The following is a 21,978-nucleotide window of genomic DNA, read 5'->3' on the forward strand; positions in this document are numbered from 1 at the left end:
TCTCCCCGACCCTCTCCCCGCAAGCGGGGAGAGGGAGACACATGCCATTCTGGCTCGCACAACACCGCACGGTACAGACCGAGGGCGTGATCACCCGCTTCGATCCGCGCTTCTGGACGGTCAATTTCTCGCGGCCGATGATGGCCGCCGTCACCACCATCGCCGCCGACGCGCTGCGCGTCGATGCGGTGTTCTACACCGCGGGGGATCTGGCGGGGCTGATCTGGGAAGCCGAGGATCGCCACGATCATCCGCTGCTGGGCTATGAAACCGCGCGCGATTTTCGCAGCTGCCGGCTGTCGTTGCGCTGGCGCGCGCACGCGGTGGTGCCGCTCGACAGGGTCAACGGCCCGGTGCTGACGATCGAAGGCCGCGACGCAAGCGGCGCGGCGCGCGCCTGGTACGTCCGGCTGTGGAACTATGCGACCGGAACGCCCGACGACGCGATCGTCACGCTCGATTTCGCAGCGCTCGATGGCGGCTATCGGCTGCCCGCCGAAGCCGACCCGGTATGGGCGGGCGATATCGACCGGATGTTCGTGTCGCTGGTGCCGCCGGGTTTCGTCGAACGCGGCAGCGCGCCCTTGCCCGCGCCCGTCGAGGCCTGGGTCGAGCTGAGCGATATCGTCTGCGAGGGGCCGGGCGCGGTGCTCGCGATCGGCGATGTCGTCGTGCCCGAACACCGCCTGCAGATCGCGAGCGGCTATGACGACAGCTACAATCTCACGCCTGCGCGGCTGCTCCGCAATGCGCTGCTGCTCGGCTATCGCGGGAGCATCGTCCATTATCTCGGGATGAGCCATTATCTGCGGGTCGAGGCCAATGCGGGCGGCTATTACGTCAGCCTCGCGGGCGGCGTGCTCAACGTCGCGGCGGCGGCGTGGCAGCGCGACTTCGCGACGCGTGCGAAGGCGCTCGGCTACGCGATCATCTGGTCGATCAGCTACGAGCTGTTCGACGCGCATTGCTGGGGCGACTGGAAGCAGCGCGCCTGGGACGGGACGCCGGCGCTGACCGGCTGGGAGCCGCCGTCGTGCCTGCTCTCGCCCGCATCGCCGGGCGCGATGGCCTATCTGCGCGCGGTCGCGGGCGCGGTGCTCGAGATCGCGCTCGCGGCGGGGCTCGCGCCGAAGTTGCAGGTCGGCGAGCCGTGGTGGTGGGTGCTCGCCGATGGCCGGCCGTGCCTTTACGACGCCAATGCCCGCGCGGCGCTCGGCGATCCGGTCGAAATCGCGAGCGTCCATGGCGAGCTGAGCGCCGTACAGCGCGATCTGCTCAATGCAGCCGGTGCGCTGCTCGCCGTCTCGACCGCGGCGCTGGTCGCGGCGGCGAGGGCGGTGGCGCCGGCGGTCGAGACGCATCTGTTGATCTATCTGCCAAGCGTCCTCGCGCGCGATGCGCCCGAGGTGAAGCGCGCCAACGTCCCGCTTGCCTGGGCGCATCCCGCGTTCGACGTGCTGCAGCTCGAGGATTATGACTATGTCACCGCGGGCGATGTCGCGGGCACGGCGCACGCGGTGGCGGCGGTCGAGACGCGGCTCGGCTATGCGGCTGCGCAGACGCATTATTTTGCGGGCTTCGTGTTGCGGAGCGACCAGAGCGCCGAATGGCGCGCGATCGCGACGGCGGCGGAAGCCGCGCAGGCGCGCGGCGTGGGCGCGACGTTCGTCTGGGCGCTGCCGCAGGTGCTGCGCGACGGGTTCGTTCATTTCGAGAGCGAGGAGGATGCGGTGGTGCCGTTCGACGATGTGCTCTTCCCGCTGGCGCTCGGCAGCGAGGCCGAGGTGACGCCGCAATTCTCGACCGCGATCGTCACCGGCGCGGGCGGGCAGGAGATGCGCAATGCCAGCTGGGCCGAGGCGCGGACGCGCTACGATGTCGCCCCGGGGGTGCGCTCCGAGGCCGATATCGCGACCCTGCTCGCCTTCTTCCGCGCGCGGCTGGGGCCCGCGCGGGGCTTTCGCTTGCGCGATCCGTTCGATTTTTCGTCAGGGGGCGCGACCTTCGGGGCGACCGACCAGAGGCTGGGGCAGGGAGACGGGGTCACCGTCAGCTTTGCGCTGCTCAAGCACTATGGCGATGCCGCGCGGCGGATCACGCGGCCGGTCGCGGGGAGCGTGCGCGTGGCGGTCGGCGGGGTCGAGACGGCGGGGTTCACGCTCGCGCCAGCGGGGAATGTCGTGCTCGACACGGCACCCGGCGCTGGGGTGGTGGTAAGCGCGGGGTTCCTGTTCGACGTGCCGGTGCGCTTTGCCGAGGATACGCTGAGCGTCACCCGCGCGACCTTCCTCGCGGGCGCGACGACGAGCGTGCCACTGGTCGAAGTGCGCGAATAGCATCTCGCTCTCCCACCGGGAGAGGAGTTTTGGTCGGCCATGCCCCGCCATGGCCTGAACAGCACGGGGTGCTGTTCACCCAAAACTGGGCCCGCTCGGTGCAGCCGAGTGGGAAGGGTGAGGGTCGAGGGGCGAGGGCGGGGAAATCCGCTGACCCTCACCCGACCTCGCTTTGCTCGGTCACCCTCTCCCGAAGGGAGAGGGATTCGGGAGATTCGTCATGTCCTTGCTGACCGGCCCCTTGACCACGCTCGCTCTGTGCTGGCGGATCGAGCGGCGCGATGGCGTGGCGATCGGGCTGACCGATCATGACCGCGACCTCGAGATCGACGGGCTCGTCCATGCCGCGGCACCGGGAATGACACCCTCGGCGATCAAGCGCAGCGACGGGCTCGACGCCGATACGATGGACATCACCGGCGCGCTGACCAGCGCCGCGATCGGCGAGCGCGATCTGATCGCGGGGCGCTGGGATGGCGCGCGGGTGCAGCTCTTCGCGGTCGATTGGAGCGGGGCGGACGCGACCCGCGTCGCGCTCGGCGAGGGGACGATCGGCGCGGTCGAGACCGACCGGCACGGCTTCACCGCCGAACTGCGCGGCGCGACCGCGGCGCTCGACCGCCCGGTGGTCGAGGCGACCTCGCCCGAATGCCGCGCCGAGCTCGGCGACCGACGCTGTCGCGTCGCGATGGCCGGGCGGCGGCGCTTCGCGCAAATCGTCGCCTGCGCGGATCGGGTGGTGACGCTCGATACGCGCGAAGCCTGGCCCAACGCCTATGCCGGTGGCCTGCTGCGCTGGATCGGCGGCGCGAATTCGGGGCTCGAGGCGGCGGTCGCGCAGTCGGACGGGGCGGACGTGGTGCTGCGCGTCGATCCGGTCTTCGTCGTCGCGCCAGGGGATCGCGTCGAAGTGATCGAGGGGTGCGACAAGAGCCTGGCGACCTGCGCCGCGCGCTTCGCCAATGCGGTCAATTTCCGCGGCGAGCCCTATCTTCCGGGAATCGACTTGCTGACGCGGTATCCGGGCGCATGACGCACGGGGCACCGACGCCGCGTGCCGCGGCGATCATCGCCGAAGCGACCGCCTTGCTCGGAGTGGGGTTTCGCCTGCAGGGGCGCTCGCCGGCTTATGGGCTCGACTGTATCGGGCTCGCCGCGCTGGCGGCGCGCGCGGGCGGCTTTCGCGGCGATGTTCCGGCCGACTATACCGTGCGCGGCGGCGATGCCGCGACGCTCGTTGCGCGCTTCGACGCGAGCGGGCTGGTGCGGACCGATACGCCCGTGCCGGGCGATCTCGCGCTGTTCGCGACCGGGCCGGCGCAATTCCATCTCGTGGTGCTCGTGGCGGGCGGGATCATTCATGCCGACGCCGGATTGCGGCGCGTCGTCGCGCGGCCGGGGACGCCGCCGTGGCCGCTGCTCGGCTGCTGGCGGGTGGAGGGAGCCTAGCATGGCGACATTGGTGCTTTCGGTCGTCGGGCGCGCGCTTGGCGGGCCGATCGGGGCGATCCTCGGCGCCGCGCTCGGCGGCGTGGTCGATCGCGACGTGCTGCTGCGGCCGAAGGGCGTGGAAGGCCCGCGGCTGGCGGCGCTGCATGTGCAGACTTCGAATTACGGCACGCCGCTCCAGCTGGTGTTCGGCACGATGCGCGTCGGGGGATGCGTGATCTGGTCGACCGACCTGATCGAGAGCAAGGCGACGAGTGGCGGCGGCAAGGGGCAGCCGAGCGCCACGACCTACAGCTATTCCGCCTCGTTCGCGGTCGCGCTGTCGGGGCGGCCGATCGTCGGGGTCGGGCGGATCTGGGCCGACGGCAATCTGCTGCGCGGCAGCGCGGGCGATTTCAAGACCGCGACCGCGTTCCGCCTCCACCTCGGCGGTGAAGACCAGGCGGTCGATCCGCTGATCGCGGCGGCCGAGGGGGCGGGGCTGGCGCCGGCGCATCGCGGGATCGCCTACGCCGTGTTCGAATCGCTGCAACTGGCCGATTATGGCAATCGCATCCCCTCGCTGACCTTCGAGGTGATCGGCGATCCAGCTCCGGTCACGGTCGGCGCGATCGCCGCGGCGCTTGGCGGCGGGATGGTCGACGGCACCGCGGCGACCCAGACGCTCGGCGGTTTCGCCGCGTATGGCGACAGCGTCGCGAGCGTGCTCGACACGCTGGCGCGCGCGGGCGGCGCCTGGTTCGCCCCCGATGGCGCGATCGTGCGGATGCGCGCAGGCGAAACCCCCGTACAGGAAATTGCGGCGGGGGAAGCGAGCCCGGTCGGCGGCCCGGTCAGCAAGCATGGCCGCGCCGTCGCCGCGCTCGAAACCGTCGCCCGGCAAGTCACGCTGTCGCATTACGATCCGGCGCGCGAGTACCAGATCGGTTTGCAGGTCGCGCGCCGGCCCGGTGCCGGGCGGCGCGAGGATCAGGTCGAATTCCCCGCCGCGATCGATGCCGGGACCGCCAAGACGCTCGCCGCCGCGATCCTCGCGCGCGGCGAGGCGGCGCGCGAGCGGCGGACGGTGGCGCTCGGCTGGGACGCGGTGCCGGTCGCGCCCGGCGCGTGCGTGACGATCGCGGGGGTGGCGGGGATCTGGCGCGTTACGGGCTGGTCGCTCGAGCATATGGTGTTGTCGCTCGATTGCGTGCGGCTGGCGAGCGGCACGCTGCCGATCGCCGCGACGCCGGGGCGGGTCCTCGCCGCGCCCGATGTCGCGACCGGGGCGACCGTGCTCGCGGCGTTCGAGAGCCTGCCGTTCGACGACGCCGTGCTGGCGGCGCCGCGCGTGACGATCGTCGCGGCGGGAACCGGGCCGGGATGGCGCCGCGCCGCCGTGCTGTACAGCATCGACGAGGGCGCGCGCTGGACCGCCTTCGGAGCAACCGCCGCGCCGGGAACGCTCGGGCGGCTGGCCAGCGTTCCGGGCCCAGCGGCGAGCGCGATCTTCGACCGGCGACGGGCGTTCAAGGTCGATCTGCTGCATCCCGCGATGACGCTCGAAAGCGCCGACGCCGGCGCGCTCGATGCCGGGGCAAACCTCGCGCTGGTCGGCGACGAACTGCTGCAATTCGCAACCGCGATCCAGATCGGTCCGGCGCGCTGGCGGCTCTATGACCTGACCCGCGGGTGCCGTGGAACCGAATCGGCGATCGGGACGCAGGCGCTCGGCGATCGTTTCGTCCTGATTGCCGCGGAATCGGCGCTTGCGCTCGATCTCCCGCTCGCCGCCCTGGGCCGGACGGTCCAGATTCTCGCATCGGGCGTCGGGGATGCCGACGGACCCGTCGCAACGACCGTCGCGCTGCGCGGTCGCTCGGTCGTCCCGCCGTCCCCCGTCCAGCTCGTCGCGCGCGAACTCGGGACGGGCGACGTCGCGGTCAGCTGGGTGCGGCGCAGCCGGAACGGGTGGCGCTGGATCGACGGCGTCGATGCGCCGCTCGGCGAGGAGCGCGAGGCGTATCGCATCGTGCTGGAGGCGCTGGACGGTGGCGTCCGGACGTTCGTGCGCGATGTGCCGAACATCGTCGTCGCGCGGGGCGACCGCGTGCTCGGTGCGGTGCTGCGCGTCGCGCAAATTGGTGCGCTGGGGGAATCCGACGACGCGACGGTCGGCCTTCCGGCGTGGATTTCATGACAGGAGAGACGAATGACCCTGCAAACCAGCGCGCGCCTCGGCTTGCCGTTGCTCCAGGCGGGGCAGGCGCAGAAGGAAGTCTGGCACAATGAGGCGCTGATGCTGCTCGATTTCGCGGTTCAGCCAAGCGTCGCCGCGGTCGGGCTCGACACGCCGCCCGCCAGCCCCGCGCTCGGCGCGTGCTGGATCGTCGGCGCTGCGCCGGGCGGCGCGTGGACCGGTCAGGCGAACGCGATCGCCGGCTGGACCGACGGCGGCTGGCGGTTCGTTCCGCCGCAGCCCGGCATGCGCGTGTGGAGTCATGCCGACGGTGCCGATGCGCGGTTCGACGGAACCCGCTGGACCATCGGAACGCTCACTGGGAACCGCCTCGTGATCGATGGGCAAGCGATGCTCGAAGCGCGCCAGCCGGCGATTGCTGCACCCGCGAACGGAACCGTTGTCGATGTCGAGGGCCGTCACGCGATCGCCGCGATTTTGTCGGCGCTGCAATCGCTTGGTCTCATCGCTGCCGCCTGACGTCGAAAACAGCTGGCGGTTCCCTGCATATCCGTGACAAGTTTGCAACACTCCGGCGATTTGTGCGCTTGCGTGGAAACCTTCCATTCGGTAGATGGTTTGCGCTGTCCGAGTGACAACCAGATGAAGGGGATTTTTATGCGGAAGCTAGCCGTTACCATAGCGCTTGCCTCCACCGCTCTCGTTACCACGCCTGCACTGGCCCGGGATAAGTCCTGGTACGTTGGTGTCGATGGTGGTGCGGTGCTCGTGGAAGATATCAAGTTCGATATCAACAATGTGAAGAGCGCTGGTACCGTCAATCATCGCTACGGCTACGACGTCGATGGCGTGATCGGGTACGACCTTGGCATGTTCCGCCTTGAAGCCGAAGTCGGCTACAAGAGCAATTCGGTCGATGACTACCGTTCGTCGATCACCACGCCGGGTCTCATCCCGTCGGGCGCAACCGGCAACTACCCGGCTGGCACCTACCAGTTCGCACGTGGTCGCACGACCGCGCTGAGCTTCATGGTCAACGGCCTCGTTGATTTCGGTGACGATGACGGCCTCCAGGGCTTCGTCGGCGGTGGTGTCGGTGTCGCACGCGTCAAGGAACGCTTCGGCATCAACAGCCTGCAGAACCTGCTCAACGACAGCGACACGGCCTTCGCCTATCAGGGTCTCGCCGGTGTCCGCGCGCCGATCACCAGCCATATCGACGCGTCGATCAAGTATCGCTTCTTCACCGCCGACAACGTCAAGCTGGTCGATGTCGCGGGTCGTGGCTATGAAGGTCGCTATCGTACGCACAGCCTGCTCGCAGGTCTGACGTACAACTTCGGCGAGCCTGCCGCTCCGCCGCCGCCGCCGCCGCCCCCGCCGCCGCCTCCCCCGCCGCCGCCTGAGCCGGCTCCGGTTGTCGCGACGCCTTGCTCGCCCGGACCGTTCATCGTGTTCTTCGAGTGGGACAAGTCGGACGTCACGCCTGAGGCAGCGTCGATCCTCGACGGCGCGATCGCGCAGTACCAGAACTGCGGTAACGCCCACGTCATGCTTGCTGGCTTCACCGATCGCTCGGGTACGCCGAAGTACAACATCGGCCTGTCGCAGCGCCGCAACGATGCGGTTCGTGCCTACATGACCGCCCATTCGATCCCGGATGGCTCGATCGGCACCGAAGCCTTCGGTGAAGATCCCGCCCATCTGCGCGTCCAGACCGCCGATGGCGTTCGCGAAGTGCAGAACCGTCGCGTCGAAGTGTCCTACGGTCCGGGTTCGGGCAACTAAGCCCAGATCCGACTATGGTCAGAAATCGGGGAGATCGGCGCAGGCCGGTCTCCCCTTTTTTGTGCGCGGGCCGCGGGCTCGAGCGTGGTGCGGCAGTGGGCTGGCAATGCCTCCGCGATCCGCTAGAGGATCGCTCAGGCGCGCGCTGTGCGCACGCCTAGACTGTGGTGCGCTCGCCAGACGTGAGGATGTTTCATGCGGATTACGATGATCGGCTCGGGCTATGTCGGCCTGGTATCGGGGGCGTGCTTTTCGGACTTCGGCCATGACGTGATCTGCGTCGACAAGGACGAAAGCAAGATCGCTGCGCTCGAGGCGGGCAAGATGCCGATCTTCGAGCCCGGGCTCGATACGCTCGTCGCGAGCAACGTCGCCGCGGGGCGGTTGCGATTCACCACCGACCTCAAGGCGGCGGTCGCCGGCGCCGACGCGATCTTCATCGCGGTCGGAACGCCGTCGCGGCGCGGCGACGGCCATGCCGACCTGAGATATGTCTTCGCCGCCACGCGCGAGATCGCCGAGGCGATCGACGGCCCGGTGGTGGTCGTCACCAAATCGACCGTGCCGGTGGGAACCGGCGACAAGGTCGAGGAAATCCTGACCGAGCTCGCCGGCGACTTCCCGATCGCGGTCGTCTCCAATCCCGAATTCCTGCGCGAAGGCGCGGCGATCGGCGACTTCAAGCGCCCCGACCGGATCGTCATCGGCACCGAGGATCCGCGCGCGCAGCAAGTGATGCGCGAGGTCTATCGTCCGCTCTATCTCAACGAGAGCCCGATCCTGTTCACCGGTCGGCGCACCTCCGAGCTGATCAAATATGCCGCGAATGCGTTCCTCGCGACCAAGATCACCTTCATCAACGAAATCGCCGACCTGTGCGAGGCGGTCGGCGCGAACGTCAAGGACGTCGCGCGCGGGATCGGGCTCGATAACCGGATCGGTTCGAAGTTCCTCCATGCCGGGCCGGGCTACGGTGGCTCGTGCTTCCCCAAGGACACGCTCGCTTTGCTCAAGACCGCCGAGGATTACGAGACGCCGGTGCGGATCGTCGAGGCGGTGGTGCAGGTCAACGACACGCGCAAGCGCGCGATGGGGCGCAAGGTGATCGCGGCGCTCGGCGGCGGCGACGGGAGCAGCGTCCGCGGCAAGACCGTCGCGGTGCTGGGGCTGACCTTCAAACCCAATACCGACGACATGCGCGACGCGCCGAGCCTCGCGATCGTCCAGAGCCTGCTCGACGCTGGCATCACGGTGCGCGCGCACGACCCCGAGGGGATGGAAATCGCCAAGACGATGATGCCCGACATCACCTATTGCGGCGATGCCTATGCCGCCGCGCAGGGCGCCGATGCGGTGGTGATCGTGACCGAGTGGAACATCTACCGTGCGCTCGATCTCAAGCGGCTGGCGGCGACGATGACGGCGCCGGTGATGGTCGACCTGCGCAACGTCTATCCGCCGAGCGACGCCGAGCGCGCCGGCTTCGCCTACAGCTCGATCGGTCGGTAAAACCCGGTAAGCCCCCCCCCTTCAGGGGAGGGGTTGGGGTGGGGACGTCAAAAGCGCGGCTCGCGCGTGAGGCGCGCTCCACCCAAAGTGCTTCCCCGAAGGGCGGTGTCAGTCCGGGTGGTCCGCCAGCGCGGCCGCCAGCCACGCCGGCACCAGCGCATCGCCAAGCGCCTCGACGCGGCGCAGCTCGACCATCAGCCCGAGTTCGGGATAGCTCGCGCGCGTGCGCTCGCCCGCTTCGCCGAGCGGCGCGACCACCAGCCGCCGGTTGACCTTGCTGCGGTGATGCATCCGCGCGGTATTCTCCTGGCCGACATAGCAGCCCTTGGTGAAGCTGACGCCGTTCAGCTCGCGCGCATTGGCCTCGAGCCAAAGCGTCTTGTCCGAGCCGAACTCGGCCGCGCCCTCAGCCACGCCGAGCGACAGGCGGTGCGCGCGCCAGCCGGTCGCCGGCTCGCCCTTCTCGCCAAGCCAGCGATAGCCGAGCGCGCCCAGCCGCGGATCGGCCACGCCGTCGCCGGGCTCGCGCGACCAATGCACCGCGCCTTCGTCCGCCTCGATCGTGATCGCGCGGCGCAGGCGGTACATCGTCAGGCGTCGCTTGAGCGCCTCAGCCGCGTCGGCTTCGCAATCGATCAGGATATCGGCGCCATCGGCCCAGAGGATGAAGTCGAACAGCGCCTTGCCTTGCGGCGTCAGCAGGCCCGACCAGGCCGGGAGCGGCCCAGCGAGATCGGCGGTGACGAGGCCCTGGAGGAAGCCGCGGACGTCGTCGCCCGACAGGCGCAGCAGCGATCGATCAGCGAGCATGGTTGCGGTCATGCGCTGGAGGTAGGAGCGGCGGGGGGCAGCGGCAATACGCGGCTGGCGATTCGCCGCGCCGCGCGCTAGGCGAACGACATGACCGAGCGCCTCACGATCCGCCGCCCCGATGACTGGCATGTCCACCTCCGCGACGGCGACATGCTCGAGGCGGTCGCGCGCTACACCGCGCGCCAGTTCGCGCGCGCGATCGTCATGCCCAATCTCACGCCGCCGGTGACGAGCCTTGCCGCGGCGGCGGCGTATCGCGACCGGATTCTCGCCGCGCTCCCCGCTGGGAATAGGTTCACCCCGTTGATGACGTGCTATCTGACCGATGGCGCCGATGCCGACGAGATCGCCCGCGGGCATGCCGAGGGCGTGTGGACCGCGTGCAAACTCTATCCCGCGCACGCGACGACCAATTCCGCGCACGGTGTCACCGACATCCGCGCGCTGACGGCGGTGCTCGAGACGCTGCAGCGGATCGGCATGCCCTTGCTCATCCATGGCGAGGTGACCGACCGCGAGATCGATATCTTCGACCGCGAGGCGGTGTTCGTCGAGCGCACGCTCGCGCCGCTGGTGCACGATTTCCCCGGGCTAAAAATCGTGCTCGAACACATCACCACTGCCGAAGCCGCCGACTTCGTCACCGCTGCGGGGCCGAACGTCGCCGCGACGATCACGCCGCAGCATCTCCACCTCAACCGCAACGCCTTGTTCGACGGCGGGCTGCAGCCGCACGCCTATTGCCTGCCGGTGATCAAGCGCGAGCGGCACCGCCTCGCGGTACGTGCCGCCGCGGTGTCGGGCTCGCCGAGCTTCTTTCTCGGCACCGACAGCGCCCCGCACGGTCGTGCGCGCAAGGAGGCCGCGTGCGGCTGCGCGGGAATCTTCAATGCGCCCTACGCGCTCGAAAGCTATCTTGCGGTGTTCGACGAGGAAGGCGCGCTCGACCGGTTCGAGGGCTTCGCCTCGGAGCATGGTGCACGCTTCTATGGCCTGCCGCTCAATGAGGGCACGGTCACGCTCGAACGCGGCGATGTGGCGGTGCCCGAGCTGATCGGCGCTGGTGACACCGCGGTCGTGCCGTTCCATGCCGGGCAGACGCTCGGCTGGCGGTTTGTCGGCTAAAGCCGCGTCACTTCGGTTCGGTGAAGCGCTTCACCTTGACCGGCAGGTCCTTGCCCTTGGTGCGGCGCGACGGGATCTGCACCGGGTTCTTCTTCTTCCACGCCGCCCAGGTCATCGGACCTTCGGGCGTGTCGATGATGGTGTCGTCGATATCGCTCATGCTGCGCTCCGTCGCGGGAAGGGCCAGTCGATCACGCGGCCGGCAAACAGCGCCCACCACACGATCACCGGCTGAAACGCAAGCCGCGGGATATGGTACCAAAGGCCAAGCCCGCCGTGACCCGTTTCGATGAAATCGAACGCGTGCTTCACGTTCGCGGGATAGACGCACACCGCATAGGCGGCGAGCCCGACGCCCGCCCACCAGCGCAAGTGCGGCACGAACAGGCCGATCGCGCCGGCGATTTCGCACAGGCCGGTGAGGAGGATCACCTGCGCAGGGAAGGGCACCCAGCCGGGCGTGATCCCGAGAAAGGGCTTGGGCACGAACACGTGCAGGATGCCGGCGGCGAGATAGGCGATCGCGAGGAGGGCGCGGAGGATCTGGCGGGTCGTGGTCACCGGGGGACGGTACGCGCTTGTCGGGCATGGGCAAAGCCCATGCCGTCGGTCGGCGCAGGCGCCGCCGGCCGAGCTTGCGCGAGTCAGGCCGCTGGAGCGGCCTGCCGCGCTGCGCTTAGAACGGGAACCATTTCGACGTCCGGCTGAACTTCATATACCCCAGATTGATCCCCTGCCGCCACCCGACCCCGAGCCGGATCGGGATCAACACGGTATTGCCGCGCCGCAGATAGGTCGCGGCGAACCCGCCGACGAAATAGACGCGGCCCTCGGCTGCCGGGAAGCGCTTGAACAGGTCGGCGGTGTCGTAGAGGTTGTAGACCAGCACGAACACCTTGTTCGCGTCCCCGCCGAGATCGAAGCCGACCGACGGGCCGGTCCAATAGACCGGCTGCTGCCCCTCGACCTTGTGGAACATCTCGCCCTTGCCATAGCGCAGGCCGACCACCACCGCGCCCGACGCCTCGCGCCCGGCGATATAGGCGTTGGGATAGCCTTGCTCCTTGAGCGTGCGTTCGAGGATCCCGGCGAGCCCCGAGGCGCCCTTGCCGAAGGTGCCCTCGGCGGCGCGCAGCAATTCCTGCTTCTGGAAGGTCTGGCTGTCGGCGGATACGGTCTCGGCCTCGCCGCGGGCGGCGTCCTGCGCGGTTTCGCCCGCACGCGGCGGTGCGCCGGCGGGCCCCTGCGGGCTCTGACCGTTCGGACCTGGGTCGACCGGCTCGGTCGATCCCGGCGCATCGGGATAGCGCGGCGTGTCGGCGGCGGGCGCGGGGACGGCGGGGTAGCGGGCGGGGTTGCGCGTCGGCGTGGGCGCCGGGTTGCGCGCCTGGTGCAGGTCCGAATCGATCGCCTGGTTGGGATCGATCGTGCGCACTTGCGCGCCGATCGGCGCGGCGGCCACCGCGAGCGCGAGCGCGACCGGAGCGCCCAGTCTCGGAACGCTGGTCCAGCGCATGTGCATCGTCATTCTCCCCCGGGGCTGTCTTCGCGCCATGATAGCGCCGCTGTGGCTGTCGCGCCAATGAACGAGCCGAGCCGCCGCGGCCAGTCGAATCGGTTTCGCGGCAGGTGCCCTGCGCGCAAGCAGTTGCCGTGGACGCAAAGCGCGGTTATAGCCCGCCTTCGCCGTGATCCGGAGACGTGGGTGAGTGGCTGAAACCAGCGGTTTGCTAAACCGCCGTACCGGGTTTACTGGTACCGAGGGTTCGAATCCCTCCGTCTCCGCCAATGGGCGGTCTGCCGCGAACCGCGGCGGACCATCCTAAACCTAAGAAAACTGAGAAGAATCAGTTGCTTGAAAAATATTTTCAGGCCGTGCTGGTTCGCGACTGATCGCCCTAGACCTCAGCCACGATTGGGAACGGGATTGGGGCTAGATAACGCCTCGCGCGCTTCCCAGTTGAATGTGCGGAGGTCGTGATGGCACGCAGATTCGGCAACAAGCTGGTCGCCAAGCAGGTGACCGCAATCACTAAGCCGGGGAAGCACTCGGACGGCAACGGCCTCTACCTGCTGGTGAAGTCCAACGGCAATCGGTCCTGGGTGCTCATCCTGATTGGTGGTGGTCAGCGCCGCGAGATGGGGTTGGGGACGCCGGAGGCCGTGTCGCTCGCAGCCGCGCGCAAACTGGCGGCGGATGCGAAGGCAGCGTTTGCTGAGGGACGCGATCCGATCGCAGAGCGGGCGGAGGCGCGGCCGAGACCGGAAGTGCCGGTTGCGGTTATTCTGCCGGGGCCGAAGCGTCGCGCCCGTTCGCAGGGCGGCGTCACCTTCTGGAGCTTTGCGGACAAGCTGATCGATGAAATCGAAGATGGATTCCGCAACGACAAACATCGCAAGCAGTGGCGGGCGACACTGAAGACGCATGCCGCGAACTTGTGCGAGATGGAAATCGCCGCGATTGGCACCGACGACCTCGTCTCAACGCTGCAGCCGATCTGGCTGAAGGTGCCGGAGACCGCTCGGCGTGTGCGAGGCCGGATTGAGCGCGTGCTCGATGCGGCACGCGTCGCTGGCCATCGAGAGGGCGAGAACCCCGCTCGGTGGAAAGGGCATCTCGAACTGATGATGCCGAAGCAGCGCAAGTCGACGGGGCATCACGCAGCCATGCCCTACATTCAGGTCACGGACTTCTACAGCAGATTGAAGAGGCGGCCTGCCACGGCCGCCCGGGCGCTCGAGTTCGCTATCCTCACGGCGGCGCGAACGGGTGAGATTATCGGGATGACATGGGGGGAAGTCGATTTCGAGAGCCGGCTTTGGACGATCCCGGCTCTTCGGATGAAAGCCGAGGCCGAACATTCGGTGCCGCTGACGGATCGCGCCGTGGCACTTCTAAACACATTGAGGCCAAAAAATCTCGAGCCTCATCGGCTGGTGTTTCCGGCTCAGCGCGGCGGCAAATTGTCGAACATGGCGATGTCCATGCTGCTCCGGCGCATGGGGATCGAAGGTGTGACCGTACACGGTTTTCGCTCCTCGTTCCGTGACTGGGCGGGAGAAGAAACCAATTTCGAGCGTGAGACCGTGGAAATGGCGCTGGCGCATACGGTCGGGAATAAGGCCGAGCGCGCCTATCGGCGCGGGCGGGCGTTGGCGAAGCGGCGCGCTCTCATGGATGCTTGGCAAGACCATTGCTGCGGGTCTTCTGGCAAGCACGCGGCAGCGCGGCCTGAAGGTTCCCCCCCAGTGCGAATGGAGACGCACCCGGGTGCTAGTTTGTAACGGTACGCGCATTTCTAGTGGCAACCTGTTAGGAGGCGAATATATGAGTCACTCTGTTCCCGCGCTCAGTGGGGATGGTTATGCGGCGCTGCTGGATGAGCTGAAGGAACGAATCCGCACGGCTCGCCTGCGTGCGGCGGTTTCCGTCAACCAAGAGCTAATCCTGCTCTATTGGAGCATCGGCAACGACATCCTAACGCGGCAAAGCGCGGAGGGTTGGGGAACCCGCGTCATCGACCGGCTGGCGCAGGATTTGCGGCGCGACTTTCCCGACATGACGGGCTTATCGTCGCGGAATCTGAAATATATGCGCGCCTTCGCCGAGGCGTATCGCGATCGGGTAATCGTGCAACAGCTCGTTGCACGATTACCGTGGGGCCATAACATCAAACTGGTCGAAGCGATCAAGGACGAGGACGAGCGCCTCTGGTATGCCCGTCAGGCGGTCGAGCATGGCTGGAGTCGCAACGTCCTTGCGCATCAGATCGACACCGGCTTGTTTCGGCGACAAGGCAAGGCGCTTACCAATTTCGCGCGGACGCTCCCGGCGCCTCAGTCGGACCTCGCTCAGGAACTGGTCAAGGACCCCTACAGCTTCGACTTCCTTGCGCTTGGCACCGAGATGTCGGAGCGGGAGCTTGAAAATGGACTGATCGACCATCTTCGCGCGCTGGTCCTGGAGTTGGGCAAGGGCTTTGCCTTTGTCGGGAGCCAGTACCATCTCGAAGTGGGCGGCCAAGACTATTATCTTGACCTGCTTTTTTATCACCTGCGGCTGCGCTGTTTCGTCATTATCGAACTGAAGATCGAGGACTTCAAACCCGAATTTGCCGGTAAAATGAACTTCTACCTCTCGGCCGTCGACGCGCAGCTTCGCCACACCGACGACGCGCCGAGTATCGGCATCATCCTCTGTAAGGGCAAAAACGAAGTCATTGTCGAATATGCCCTGCGCGATTCCCAGAAACCGATGGGCGTAGCGGAATACCGGCTGTCCACAGCGCTGCCCGAAAGCCTGCAGGCCGAGTTGCCGACTGTCGCAGAATTCGCCCGCGAGTTCCCGCTGATGACGCTTGCCAAACTACGTATCGAAATCGAGCGTGAGCTGAGGCGGCTGATCAACAACGGCACGTCTTCCCGGCTGCTCAGCATCGGGCCGATGGTGGAGGAGCTGCAAAGAACCGGCCAGCTTCGAATGGATTTTCCCGCGTTCCGTACCGCGATCGACGCCATGAATCGCGCCGCCCACGGGTACGATATCGATCAGATAGCTGCCGGCGAAGCGGCCGAGCTCGGCGCTGCGCTGCTGGCTAAGCTTCGTCGAACCGGATTCGGTGAGGCAGACTGACCTAACCGTCATCCATTGTCACGAACGGTTGGTCCGATGGATAATTGGATTAGCTGCGGTCGCCAACGCTAGCGATGTAAGCGTCCTCAATATGGTCGCCAGACGCGACTATCATGACCCATTTGTGGACGCTCAGCGCCCTCCTCGCGCTTCCCAACTCCGGACACTCATTCATCAGATCGCGATCTACCAGGGCGCCGCTGGAATTACGAAAACAATGACAACTCTGCTGTTCCGAGCGACTTTTCAAACGACGGGTCTCGTGAGGAGCCGACATCCAGCTTTTCCCTCCCGGCATCGCAGAACGACCGAAAGTGGGCCGGTGGCGTAAGGCCGGTTACCCGCATAGAGCTTGAAAGGTCGTGATCATGTGCCTTGCTTTCTTCGGCAAGGGTTTCGGGGCGTTCGGCTGGACAGTTATCGCCGATACCGCTCCGCGCGAGGCGATCGGCATGACAGGCGGTTTGTTCAACGGCGCGGGCAGCATAGCCGGTATACTGACGCCGATCGCCGTCGGAGCAATCATCGCCTGGACCGAGGCGTATGACGGCGCGCTACTCTATGTCGAGCTGCACATGGTCGCCGCGATCGCCGCCTACTGGCTTCTCGTCGGCAAGATCGAGCGATATGCCCACACCGCCTGACCGGCCCTTTCAAATGAAAACATACAGTGCGGCGCCGATGGTCAATGCCGCCGCGACGCTGGCCAAGAAATCCGGCTGGCTAGGCACATCGATATCCATTAAAACAGTCACGGGAGTAGCGAAATCCATGGCCGTCATTGCTCTAGGGCGACACGGGCGAAGGCAGGTGCCTCGGGAAATACGCAGCACGAATAGACCCGCTTCCCACCGTCAACGAAAATATCCACCAGGCAGCTGTCGAAAAAGAGCTCGATGGCGATCCGTCCTTCGGTAGGATACGCGGTCACGGTCTCAAAGGTTAGCGACCCTTCCGGGATGTCGCCGTGATCGTTGCGATTGAAGATCAGTCCAGGTCCCCGCTCATAGCGTATCGAAAGCAAGACCTCGTCTCCCGCGACAAGCACCATAGTTTCAGAGGCTCCCTCTGTGACGGTGAGCGAGACGCTCGCGTGGAACGATCCCTTCGTTGGGCCCGACGCCACCGTCAAGTCGCCCACAACGCCGCGTTGTGGCGCTTCGAATAGCTTTGCTGCTGATGCGACCGGCCGCTGACCAAGCTTCCACCGCCCCGCTTCCTGGAATACGAACAGCGTGCGTGGCAGCGACTGCGCCCCGCGCCAAGGCTGGGTCGGGTAGAACCGGCCGGTCTGATGATTGGACATCCAGCCGATCCACAGTGGCCCAGGTTGCTCAGACGGCAGTTCCCCCCAGCTGATCGCCGCGTAGAAATCGGGCCCGAAATCGACCGTGTCGCCGTCGGCGCTGGCCCGATCAACGATAAAGCTGAACCCGTCAAACTTGCCGACGAAATATTGCGCGCCCGAACCGCCCCCGACGAAAGCCGCATCGACATCGACTTTGAGCACCCAGCGGGTCTGCAACGGATCGTTCTGTAGCGGCACCAGCATGAGATCGGGGCATTCCCACTGGCCACTGGTCGCGCCAGCGGGGCCAAACGAACCGGTCAGCGACCAGTCGAGCAGGTTGGTCGACCGGTAGAATTGCACCTTATGCTCGCGCGACAAAGCTACAACCATGACCCAGGCGCTGCTCGGTGCATGCCAAAATACCTTGGGGTCGCGGAAATGCGCCATTCCCAGATCGATCACCGGATTGCCAGCATAGAAGCTAAAGGTGCGGCCGCGATCATGGCTGTAGGCAAGACACTGCCGCTGAATGTCGGCAACGGCATCGAAGCCAGTGTAATAAGCGAGCAAGGCGGGCTCTCCCCCCACCCCCAGGCCCGAGACATTGTCCCAGTCGACAATGATCGAGCCCGAAAAGATCATCTCGCCAGCCTGCTCGGGTATCGCGACCGCGAGTTCCTCCCACGTTACAAGATCCTGGCTGACGGCGTGCCCCCAGCTCATGGGTCCCCACTGGTCGCCGTACGGGTTGTACTGGTAGAACAGGTGATATTCACCGGCGAAATACACGAGCCCGTTGGGATCGTTCATCCAGTTCCGCTGCGGCGCGAAGTGCAGCCGCGGTCGGTATCGCGCCTGATCGTCCGCTGCTCGGGCATCGACGGGATGCGAATGTGCAAGATTTTCCATGAGATCGTTCCTCGGAGATATACGGGGAGATTTCGGGAGCGCGCGCTCAGCGGGCGGGCGACCGGACGGCGATGCCACCGGCGTCAAACAGATGGGCTTTCTCCGCGTCGAACTGGAGGCCGACGCGGTCACCGACGGCGATACGGCTGGCATCTTCGCCAAGCCGAACAGCGACCGTGTCCTCTGCGCCGGGCAAGTCTAGAAACGCGAACGTATCTGGACCCAGCCGCTCGACCATTGCGACAGTGCCAGCGAGCATCGCGCCATCGGGCGCCGTGAGACGGCAATGTTCGGGGCGAATCCCGAGCGTGACGGGACCCTCGCCCCGCGTCGCGGACGCAACGGTGTCTAGCTCTAGCAAAGGCGTATGCTCGTCCTGACCAACCAGTTTCACCGCGAGACGGCCGCTCGTCTCCTCGCACCGCGCCACCTGCAGGAATGCCATCGTCGGGGTGCCGATAAAGCCCGCGACGAAGCGGTTGGCGGGCCGTTCGTATAGGTCGAGCGGTGCGCCGATCTGACGAATGACGCCGCCTTCGAGCACGACGATGCGGTCCGCAAGAGTCATCGCCTCGACCTGATCGTGAGTGACATAGACAACTGTATTGCGAAGCCGCTGATGCAACCGGCTGATCTCCATCCGCATCTGGATGCGCAGTGAAGCGTCGAGGTTCGACAGCGGCTCGTCGAACAGGAAGGCGTTGGGGTTGCGGACGATTGCGCGGCCGATCGCAACGCGCTGGCGCTGCCCGCCCGAAAGCTGACTCGGCTTGTTGTCGCGCAATTCCTCAAGCTGAAGGGTGCGTAGAGCGTCGTCGACTCGCTGCTGCCGCTCGGCGCGCGGCATCCTCGCCAGTTTCAGGCTGAAGCCGACATTTTCGGCGACGGTCATGTGCGGATAGAGCGCGTAGGACTGGAATACCATGCCGATGCGTCGCCGGGCCGGATCCCAGTCGTTGACGCGCTCGCCATCGAACAGCAGATCGCCCGAGCTGATCTCCTCCAGTCCCGCGATCATGCGCAACAGAGTCGACTTGCCGCACCCCGAGGGCCCGACCAGAACGAGGAACTCGCTCGGCGCAACCGTCAGGCTGACGCCCTTGATGATTTGGCGACCGCCATATTCTTTGTGGATGTCGCGAAGTTCTAGAGATGCAGGCACGTATCTACTCCTAACCCTTGACGCCGCTGCCGATTACGCTGCGAACGAACCAGCGCTGGAAGATGACGAAGGCGGCGAGCACAGGAACGGTGATGATCGTGGCGTAGGCCATGACGTTGCCCCATTCGGTCGTGTGCCCGAAGAATTGCTGCATTCCGACCATGAGTGGTCGCGCTGACTCGCCCGGCACGGTGATCACCGGCCAGAGATACTGGTTCCACATTGCAAGCCCCTGCAGGATGCTGACGGTCGCGAAAACCGGCTTGGACGACGGCACGATAACATGCCGGTAGACCTGGAGGGGGGTCGCGCCGTCGATATAGGCGGCCTCGTCGAAATCCTTCGGGATGCTACGGAAGAATTGATAGAACAGGTAAATCGAGAAGGCGTTGGCGACGAATGGCAGGATCTGCACATACAGCGTGTTGAGCCAGGACCGGGTCAGGACGAGCCGACCCGCCTCAAACCCAAGCCCGGGGAGATGGGCAACGAGCAGCATCAGCGGCACCGAGATCGCCTCGAACGGAATGACGAGCAAAACCACCAACAGCGACGCGACCGCCTCGCGACCGCGCCACTGAAGCCGCGCCAGGCTGAACGCGGCTAGGCTGTTGACGATAAGACCGAGGCCGACGGTCAGAGTCGTGATGAGCACCGAATTGAGGAAGAAGTGCAGGATGTTGCCGTTGCCGAACACATAGGCATAATTAGCGGTGGTCAGATCGCCTGTGGGAACGAACGCACCGATTGACCCGGAATGCGCGAAAATCTGTTCGTTCGTGCGGAAGGATGCGGTCAGCATGAACAGGAAGGGAAACACGAAGACCAGCGCGAGCAGCAGCATCAGCGCATAGAGCGCGAAACGCAGGCTCACCGACTGGTGTCGTCCGGTCGACACGACGCTCATTTCGACCACCGCCTTTGAAGCGCCTGCTGCGCAAGAATCAGGACTGTGATGATCGCGAAATACACCACCGCCACGGTCGACCCGTAGGCGATATTCTCCTCACGCACGCCGCGCTGAATGGCATGGAACATCACGGTAGAGGTTCCGTTCTGCGGTCCGCCTTGGGTCATCACGTCAACCTGGGTGAACAACCCCAGCGCCGCAATCGCGGTGACAACCAGCACGAATGCGATCGTCTGCCGCAGGCCGGGGATGGTGACGTTCCAGAAGCGCTGCCACGCCGTCGCGCCATCGATCCGTGCCGCATCGTAGAGCTCCTGCGAAATGCCCTGCAGCCCGGCAAGGAAGATGAGCATCTGAAAGCCGGCGCCCTGCCACGCCGACATCAGCGCAATCGCCGGCATCGCCGTTGCTCGGTCTCCCAACCAGTTGACTGGGCCGATCGTGCCCAAGCTGAGCAGCGAGAGCAGCTTGTTAATCGAGCCTAGGTCGCGGTCGAAAAGAAAGGTCCAGACGATCGAGACCACCACCATCGACATCACCACCGGCGAGAAATAGACGGCGCGCAAGAAGGTCTGCCCGCGCAGACCTGCATTAACCAGCAACGCCAGAGCGAGTGCCATCGCACATTGCAATGGCACAACCATAAGTGCGAAGCCGAAGGTGTTGAGCAAGGATTCCAGAAACACCGGATCCTTTGCGAGGATCGTGACACGCTTTTGGCCCCAGCTAAAGTCAGAAAACGGCCGAAAACCGCGATGGACCGGATCCGCGCGCGTCACGTCCCGAACCCTTGCGAAAGCGGGCTTTCCCTGCTCCCCCGGCTGCGGATCCTGCACTACATAGGAGATCGACAGCAGCCGTTCGTAATTGCGCCAGCCGACGAAACGGCCCGAATCCGTCGCAACCAGTCGCTGATCGGTAAAGGTCAACGCGAACGCCATCAGGAACGGAATGATGAGGAATAGGGTCAGGCCGAACAGGGCCGGGCCAGACGACAGAAGGGCAATGCGGCGGCCATACGCGCGCTTCCGCGACTGTGTCATTGACGCACCTTCCCGGGCTGCGGAGCGGGAGTGCTCCCGGCATCCGCGATCGCCTGATCGACCGCGTCGGTCGCGTCATCGAGCGCATCATGTGGATCCTTGCCATCGGCAATATTTTGCAAGGCGAAGAAGAAGCTGTTCGAGATCGCCGAGAAGGCGGGGCTCGCTGGACGCTGGCGCGCGAAACGCTGCATCAGATCGAAGAACGCACGACTTTTGCCGCCACGGCGGAAGTCGGTCGAGAGCGCCGCGCCTGCCTCGCTGACCGGGATCATCCCAGCATCGTCCGCCATCCGTGCGATCTCATCCGGACGGAGCAGAAAGCGCAAAAATGCCGCAGCCCCATTGGGGTGCGCGCACGTAGAGCTGATTGCCCACTGCCAGCTTCCGCCGCCGATCACTGTGCCGCGACCGAAATCGGGGGGCGGCAGGATCAGCAGATCGTCGCCCGCCGCCTTGCGGTAGTCGGGCGCCCACCAATTGCCGGTATAGGCCATGGCCGCACGCCCCGTCACGAATGCGCGGTCGTCTGGCTCGCGCCGATCGACCAGCCCCCGGACGAATAGCGACTGAAACCATGTCCCGAATCTTTGCGTGAGCAGCCCCCACCGGGTGGTCCGGGTAGATAGTTAGTGCATTGTCGTCCCCGCCGCCATTGCCGGTTGGAGGTGGAGCGAAGCGGAACCGGAGACCGGCAATGGCGGTGTTGCCGCTTCTGGGGCCGGCGGGCGGTAGCCCAGGCTGCTGTGCGGCCGGACGGTGTTGTAATGGCGCCGCCACGCCTCGATCAGCACCATTGCTTCGGCAAGGCTGTAGAAGATCTCGCCGTTG

General features: G+C 66.0%; 22 protein-coding genes and 1 tRNA gene. 12 read left to right on the forward strand and 11 right to left on the reverse strand.

The genetic code is table 11. The annotated features are described in order from the left end of the window. Positions 1–41 precede the first annotated feature (41 nt). From RH90_RS07380 to RH90_RS07410, 7 genes are all read left to right on the forward strand, one after another. Positions 42–2,336, forward strand: coding sequence for a DUF2460 domain-containing protein (locus RH90_RS07380; protein WP_010184830.1), 2,295 nt, complete (start codon positions 42–44; stop codon positions 2,334–2,336). Between the two features lie 220 nt (positions 2,337–2,556). After that, positions 2,557–3,369, forward strand: coding sequence for a DUF2163 domain-containing protein (locus tag RH90_RS07385; protein WP_010184831.1), 813 nt, complete (start codon positions 2,557–2,559; stop codon positions 3,367–3,369). Then, positions 3,366–3,785 carry a hypothetical protein gene (locus RH90_RS07390; protein WP_010184832.1) on the forward strand — a complete coding sequence of 140 codons (420 nt, stop codon included), beginning with the start codon at positions 3,366–3,368 and terminating at the stop codon, positions 3,783–3,785. Before RH90_RS07385 ends, RH90_RS07390 begins: the two co-directional genes overlap by 4 nt. A 1-nt stretch (position 3,786) precedes the next feature. After that, positions 3,787–5,964, forward strand: a complete 2,178-nt coding sequence (locus tag RH90_RS07395) for a phage tail protein (RefSeq protein WP_010184833.1) — start codon at positions 3,787–3,789, stop codon at positions 5,962–5,964. Positions 5,965–5,976: 12 nt separating this feature from the next. After that, positions 5,977–6,483: a DUF2793 domain-containing protein gene (locus RH90_RS07400; protein ID WP_010184834.1), complete on the forward strand. Its 507-nt coding sequence runs from the start codon at positions 5,977–5,979 to the stop codon at positions 6,481–6,483. A gap of 138 nt (positions 6,484–6,621) precedes the next feature. Next, positions 6,622–7,752 carry an OmpA family protein gene (locus tag RH90_RS07405; protein WP_029625117.1) on the forward strand — a complete coding sequence of 377 codons (1,131 nt, stop codon included), beginning with the start codon at positions 6,622–6,624 and terminating at the stop codon, positions 7,750–7,752. A 195-nt stretch (positions 7,753–7,947) separates the two neighbouring features. Then, the gene (locus RH90_RS07410; protein ID WP_010184836.1) at positions 7,948–9,261 is read left to right on the forward strand and encodes a UDP-glucose dehydrogenase family protein; all 1,314 of its coding nucleotides are present in this window, start codon (positions 7,948–7,950) and stop codon (positions 9,259–9,261) included. A gap of 108 nt (positions 9,262–9,369) precedes the next feature. Here the strand turns inward: RH90_RS07410 and ygfZ are convergent, their stop codons facing one another. Further along, positions 9,370–10,083: a CAF17-like 4Fe-4S cluster assembly/insertion protein YgfZ gene (gene ygfZ, locus RH90_RS07415; protein WP_029625118.1), complete on the reverse strand. Its 714-nt coding sequence runs from the start codon at positions 10,081–10,083 to the stop codon at positions 9,370–9,372. Positions 10,084–10,161: 78 nt separating this feature from the next. Here ygfZ and pyrC point away from each other — a divergent pair, with 78 nt between their 5' ends. Continuing rightward, positions 10,162–11,199 carry a dihydroorotase gene (gene pyrC / locus RH90_RS07420; RefSeq protein ID WP_010184838.1) on the forward strand — a complete coding sequence of 346 codons (1,038 nt, stop codon included), beginning with the start codon at positions 10,162–10,164 and terminating at the stop codon, positions 11,197–11,199. Positions 11,200–11,206: 7 nt separating this feature from the next. On the opposite strand, the gene RH90_RS23900 is transcribed toward pyrC, so the two are convergent. From RH90_RS23900 to RH90_RS07430, 3 genes are all read right to left on the reverse strand, one after another. Next, on the reverse strand, positions 11,207–11,359 hold the full coding sequence (locus tag RH90_RS23900; protein ID WP_165954556.1) for a hypothetical protein: 153 nt from the start codon (positions 11,357–11,359) through the stop codon (positions 11,207–11,209). Further along, a complete protein-coding gene (locus RH90_RS07425) occupies positions 11,356–11,760 on the reverse strand; it encodes a DoxX family protein (protein ID WP_010184839.1) in 405 nt (134 codons plus the stop codon). The genes RH90_RS23900 and RH90_RS07425 overlap by 4 nt, the downstream gene beginning before the upstream one ends. A gap of 115 nt (positions 11,761–11,875) precedes the next feature. Next, entirely contained in the window at positions 11,876–12,727 is an 852-nt protein-coding gene (locus RH90_RS07430; protein WP_010184841.1) for a DUF1134 domain-containing protein, read from the reverse strand. A gap of 167 nt (positions 12,728–12,894) precedes the next feature. On the opposite strand from RH90_RS07430, the gene RH90_RS07435 reads away from it, so the two are divergent. The 4 genes from RH90_RS07435 (at position 12,895) to RH90_RS07450 (ending at position 16,476) form a co-directional block, all read left to right on the forward strand. Then, positions 12,895–12,987: transfer RNA gene (locus tag RH90_RS07435), tRNA-Ser, on the forward strand. Between the two features lie 192 nt (positions 12,988–13,179). Next, positions 13,180–14,484, forward strand: coding sequence for a tyrosine-type recombinase/integrase (locus tag RH90_RS07440; RefSeq protein ID WP_010184842.1), 1,305 nt, complete (start codon positions 13,180–13,182; stop codon positions 14,482–14,484). Positions 14,485–14,527: 43 nt separating this feature from the next. Next, positions 14,528–15,832, forward strand: a complete 1,305-nt coding sequence (locus RH90_RS07445; protein WP_010184843.1) for a PDDEXK nuclease domain-containing protein — start codon at positions 14,528–14,530, stop codon at positions 15,830–15,832. 368 nt (positions 15,833–16,200) lie between these two features. After that, complete coding sequence (locus RH90_RS07450) at positions 16,201–16,476, forward strand: hypothetical protein (protein WP_010184845.1); 276 nt, start codon at positions 16,201–16,203, stop codon at positions 16,474–16,476. Positions 16,477–16,485: 9 nt separating this feature from the next. Here the strand turns inward: RH90_RS07450 and RH90_RS24600 are convergent, their stop codons facing one another. The 7 genes from RH90_RS24600 to RH90_RS22540 form a co-directional block, all read right to left on the reverse strand. Continuing rightward, entirely contained in the window at positions 16,486–16,614 is a 129-nt protein-coding gene (locus tag RH90_RS24600; protein WP_269724294.1) for a hypothetical protein, read from the reverse strand. Next, the gene (locus RH90_RS07455; RefSeq protein WP_010184846.1) at positions 16,611–18,032 is read right to left on the reverse strand and encodes a glycoside hydrolase family 32 protein; all 1,422 of its coding nucleotides are present in this window, start codon (positions 18,030–18,032) and stop codon (positions 16,611–16,613) included. Before RH90_RS07455 ends, RH90_RS24600 begins: the two co-directional genes overlap by 4 nt. Positions 18,033–18,078: 46 nt before the next feature. Continuing rightward, positions 18,079–19,194 carry an ABC transporter ATP-binding protein gene (locus tag RH90_RS07460; RefSeq protein ID WP_010184847.1) on the reverse strand — a complete coding sequence of 372 codons (1,116 nt, stop codon included), beginning with the start codon at positions 19,192–19,194 and terminating at the stop codon, positions 18,079–18,081. Between the two features lie 10 nt (positions 19,195–19,204). Further along, positions 19,205–20,101 (reverse strand): carbohydrate ABC transporter permease, encoded by an 897-nt coding sequence (locus RH90_RS07465; RefSeq protein ID WP_010184848.1) that lies wholly within the window; start codon positions 20,099–20,101, stop codon positions 19,205–19,207. Continuing rightward, positions 20,098–21,147, reverse strand: coding sequence for a carbohydrate ABC transporter permease (locus RH90_RS07470; RefSeq protein ID WP_010184849.1), 1,050 nt, complete (start codon positions 21,145–21,147; stop codon positions 20,098–20,100). Before RH90_RS07470 ends, RH90_RS07465 begins: the two co-directional genes overlap by 4 nt. Beyond that, positions 21,144–21,662 (reverse strand): extracellular solute-binding protein, encoded by a 519-nt coding sequence (locus tag RH90_RS07475; protein ID WP_269724295.1) that lies wholly within the window; start codon positions 21,660–21,662, stop codon positions 21,144–21,146. Before RH90_RS07475 ends, RH90_RS07470 begins: the two co-directional genes overlap by 4 nt. Positions 21,663–21,776: 114 nt before the next feature. Next, positions 21,777–21,978: integrase core domain-containing protein (locus RH90_RS22540; protein WP_010184851.1), on the reverse strand; the 202-nt coding region annotated here is incomplete at its 5' end.

The organism is Sphingomonas sp. PAMC 26605, assembly GCF_000241485.1.
Taxonomy (GTDB): domain Bacteria; phylum Pseudomonadota; class Alphaproteobacteria; order Sphingomonadales; family Sphingomonadaceae; genus Sphingomonas.

Excerpts from the sequence above, each read along its gene's own strand:
- RH90_RS07430 (WP_010184841.1), bottom strand. The coding sequence starts at position 12,727 with ATGACGATGCACATGCGCTGGACCAGCGTTCCGAGACTGGGCGCTCCG.
- ygfZ (WP_029625118.1), bottom strand. The coding sequence starts at position 10,083 with ATGACCGCAACCATGCTCGCTGATCGATCGCTGCTGCGCCTGTCGGGC.
- RH90_RS07455 (WP_010184846.1), bottom strand. The coding sequence starts at position 18,032 with ATGGAAAATCTTGCACATTCGCATCCCGTCGATGCCCGAGCAGCGGAC.
- RH90_RS07465 (WP_010184848.1), bottom strand. The coding sequence starts at position 20,101 with ATGAGCGTCGTGTCGACCGGACGACACCAGTCGGTGAGCCTGCGTTTC.
- RH90_RS07385 (WP_010184831.1), top strand. The coding sequence starts at position 2,557 with ATGTCCTTGCTGACCGGCCCCTTGACCACGCTCGCTCTGTGCTGGCGG.
- RH90_RS07390 (WP_010184832.1), top strand. The coding sequence starts at position 3,366 with ATGACGCACGGGGCACCGACGCCGCGTGCCGCGGCGATCATCGCCGAA.
- RH90_RS07410 (WP_010184836.1), top strand. The coding sequence starts at position 7,948 with ATGCGGATTACGATGATCGGCTCGGGCTATGTCGGCCTGGTATCGGGG.
- RH90_RS07450 (WP_010184845.1), top strand. The coding sequence starts at position 16,201 with ATGTGCCTTGCTTTCTTCGGCAAGGGTTTCGGGGCGTTCGGCTGGACA.
- RH90_RS23900 (WP_165954556.1), bottom strand. The coding sequence starts at position 11,359 with ATGAGCGATATCGACGACACCATCATCGACACGCCCGAAGGTCCGATG.
- RH90_RS07395 (WP_010184833.1), top strand. The coding sequence starts at position 3,787 with ATGGCGACATTGGTGCTTTCGGTCGTCGGGCGCGCGCTTGGCGGGCCG.
- RH90_RS07470 (WP_010184849.1), bottom strand. The coding sequence starts at position 21,147 with ATGACACAGTCGCGGAAGCGCGCGTATGGCCGCCGCATTGCCCTTCTG.
- RH90_RS24600 (WP_269724294.1), bottom strand. The coding sequence starts at position 16,614 with ATGACGGCCATGGATTTCGCTACTCCCGTGACTGTTTTAATGGATATC.
- pyrC (WP_010184838.1), top strand. The coding sequence starts at position 10,162 with ATGACCGAGCGCCTCACGATCCGCCGCCCCGATGACTGGCATGTCCAC.
- RH90_RS07380 (WP_010184830.1), top strand. The coding sequence starts at position 42 with ATGCCATTCTGGCTCGCACAACACCGCACGGTACAGACCGAGGGCGTG.
- RH90_RS07400 (WP_010184834.1), top strand. The coding sequence starts at position 5,977 with ATGACCCTGCAAACCAGCGCGCGCCTCGGCTTGCCGTTGCTCCAGGCG.
- RH90_RS07440 (WP_010184842.1), top strand. The coding sequence starts at position 13,180 with ATGGCACGCAGATTCGGCAACAAGCTGGTCGCCAAGCAGGTGACCGCA.
- RH90_RS07405 (WP_029625117.1), top strand. The coding sequence starts at position 6,622 with ATGCGGAAGCTAGCCGTTACCATAGCGCTTGCCTCCACCGCTCTCGTT.
- RH90_RS07445 (WP_010184843.1), top strand. The coding sequence starts at position 14,528 with ATGAGTCACTCTGTTCCCGCGCTCAGTGGGGATGGTTATGCGGCGCTG.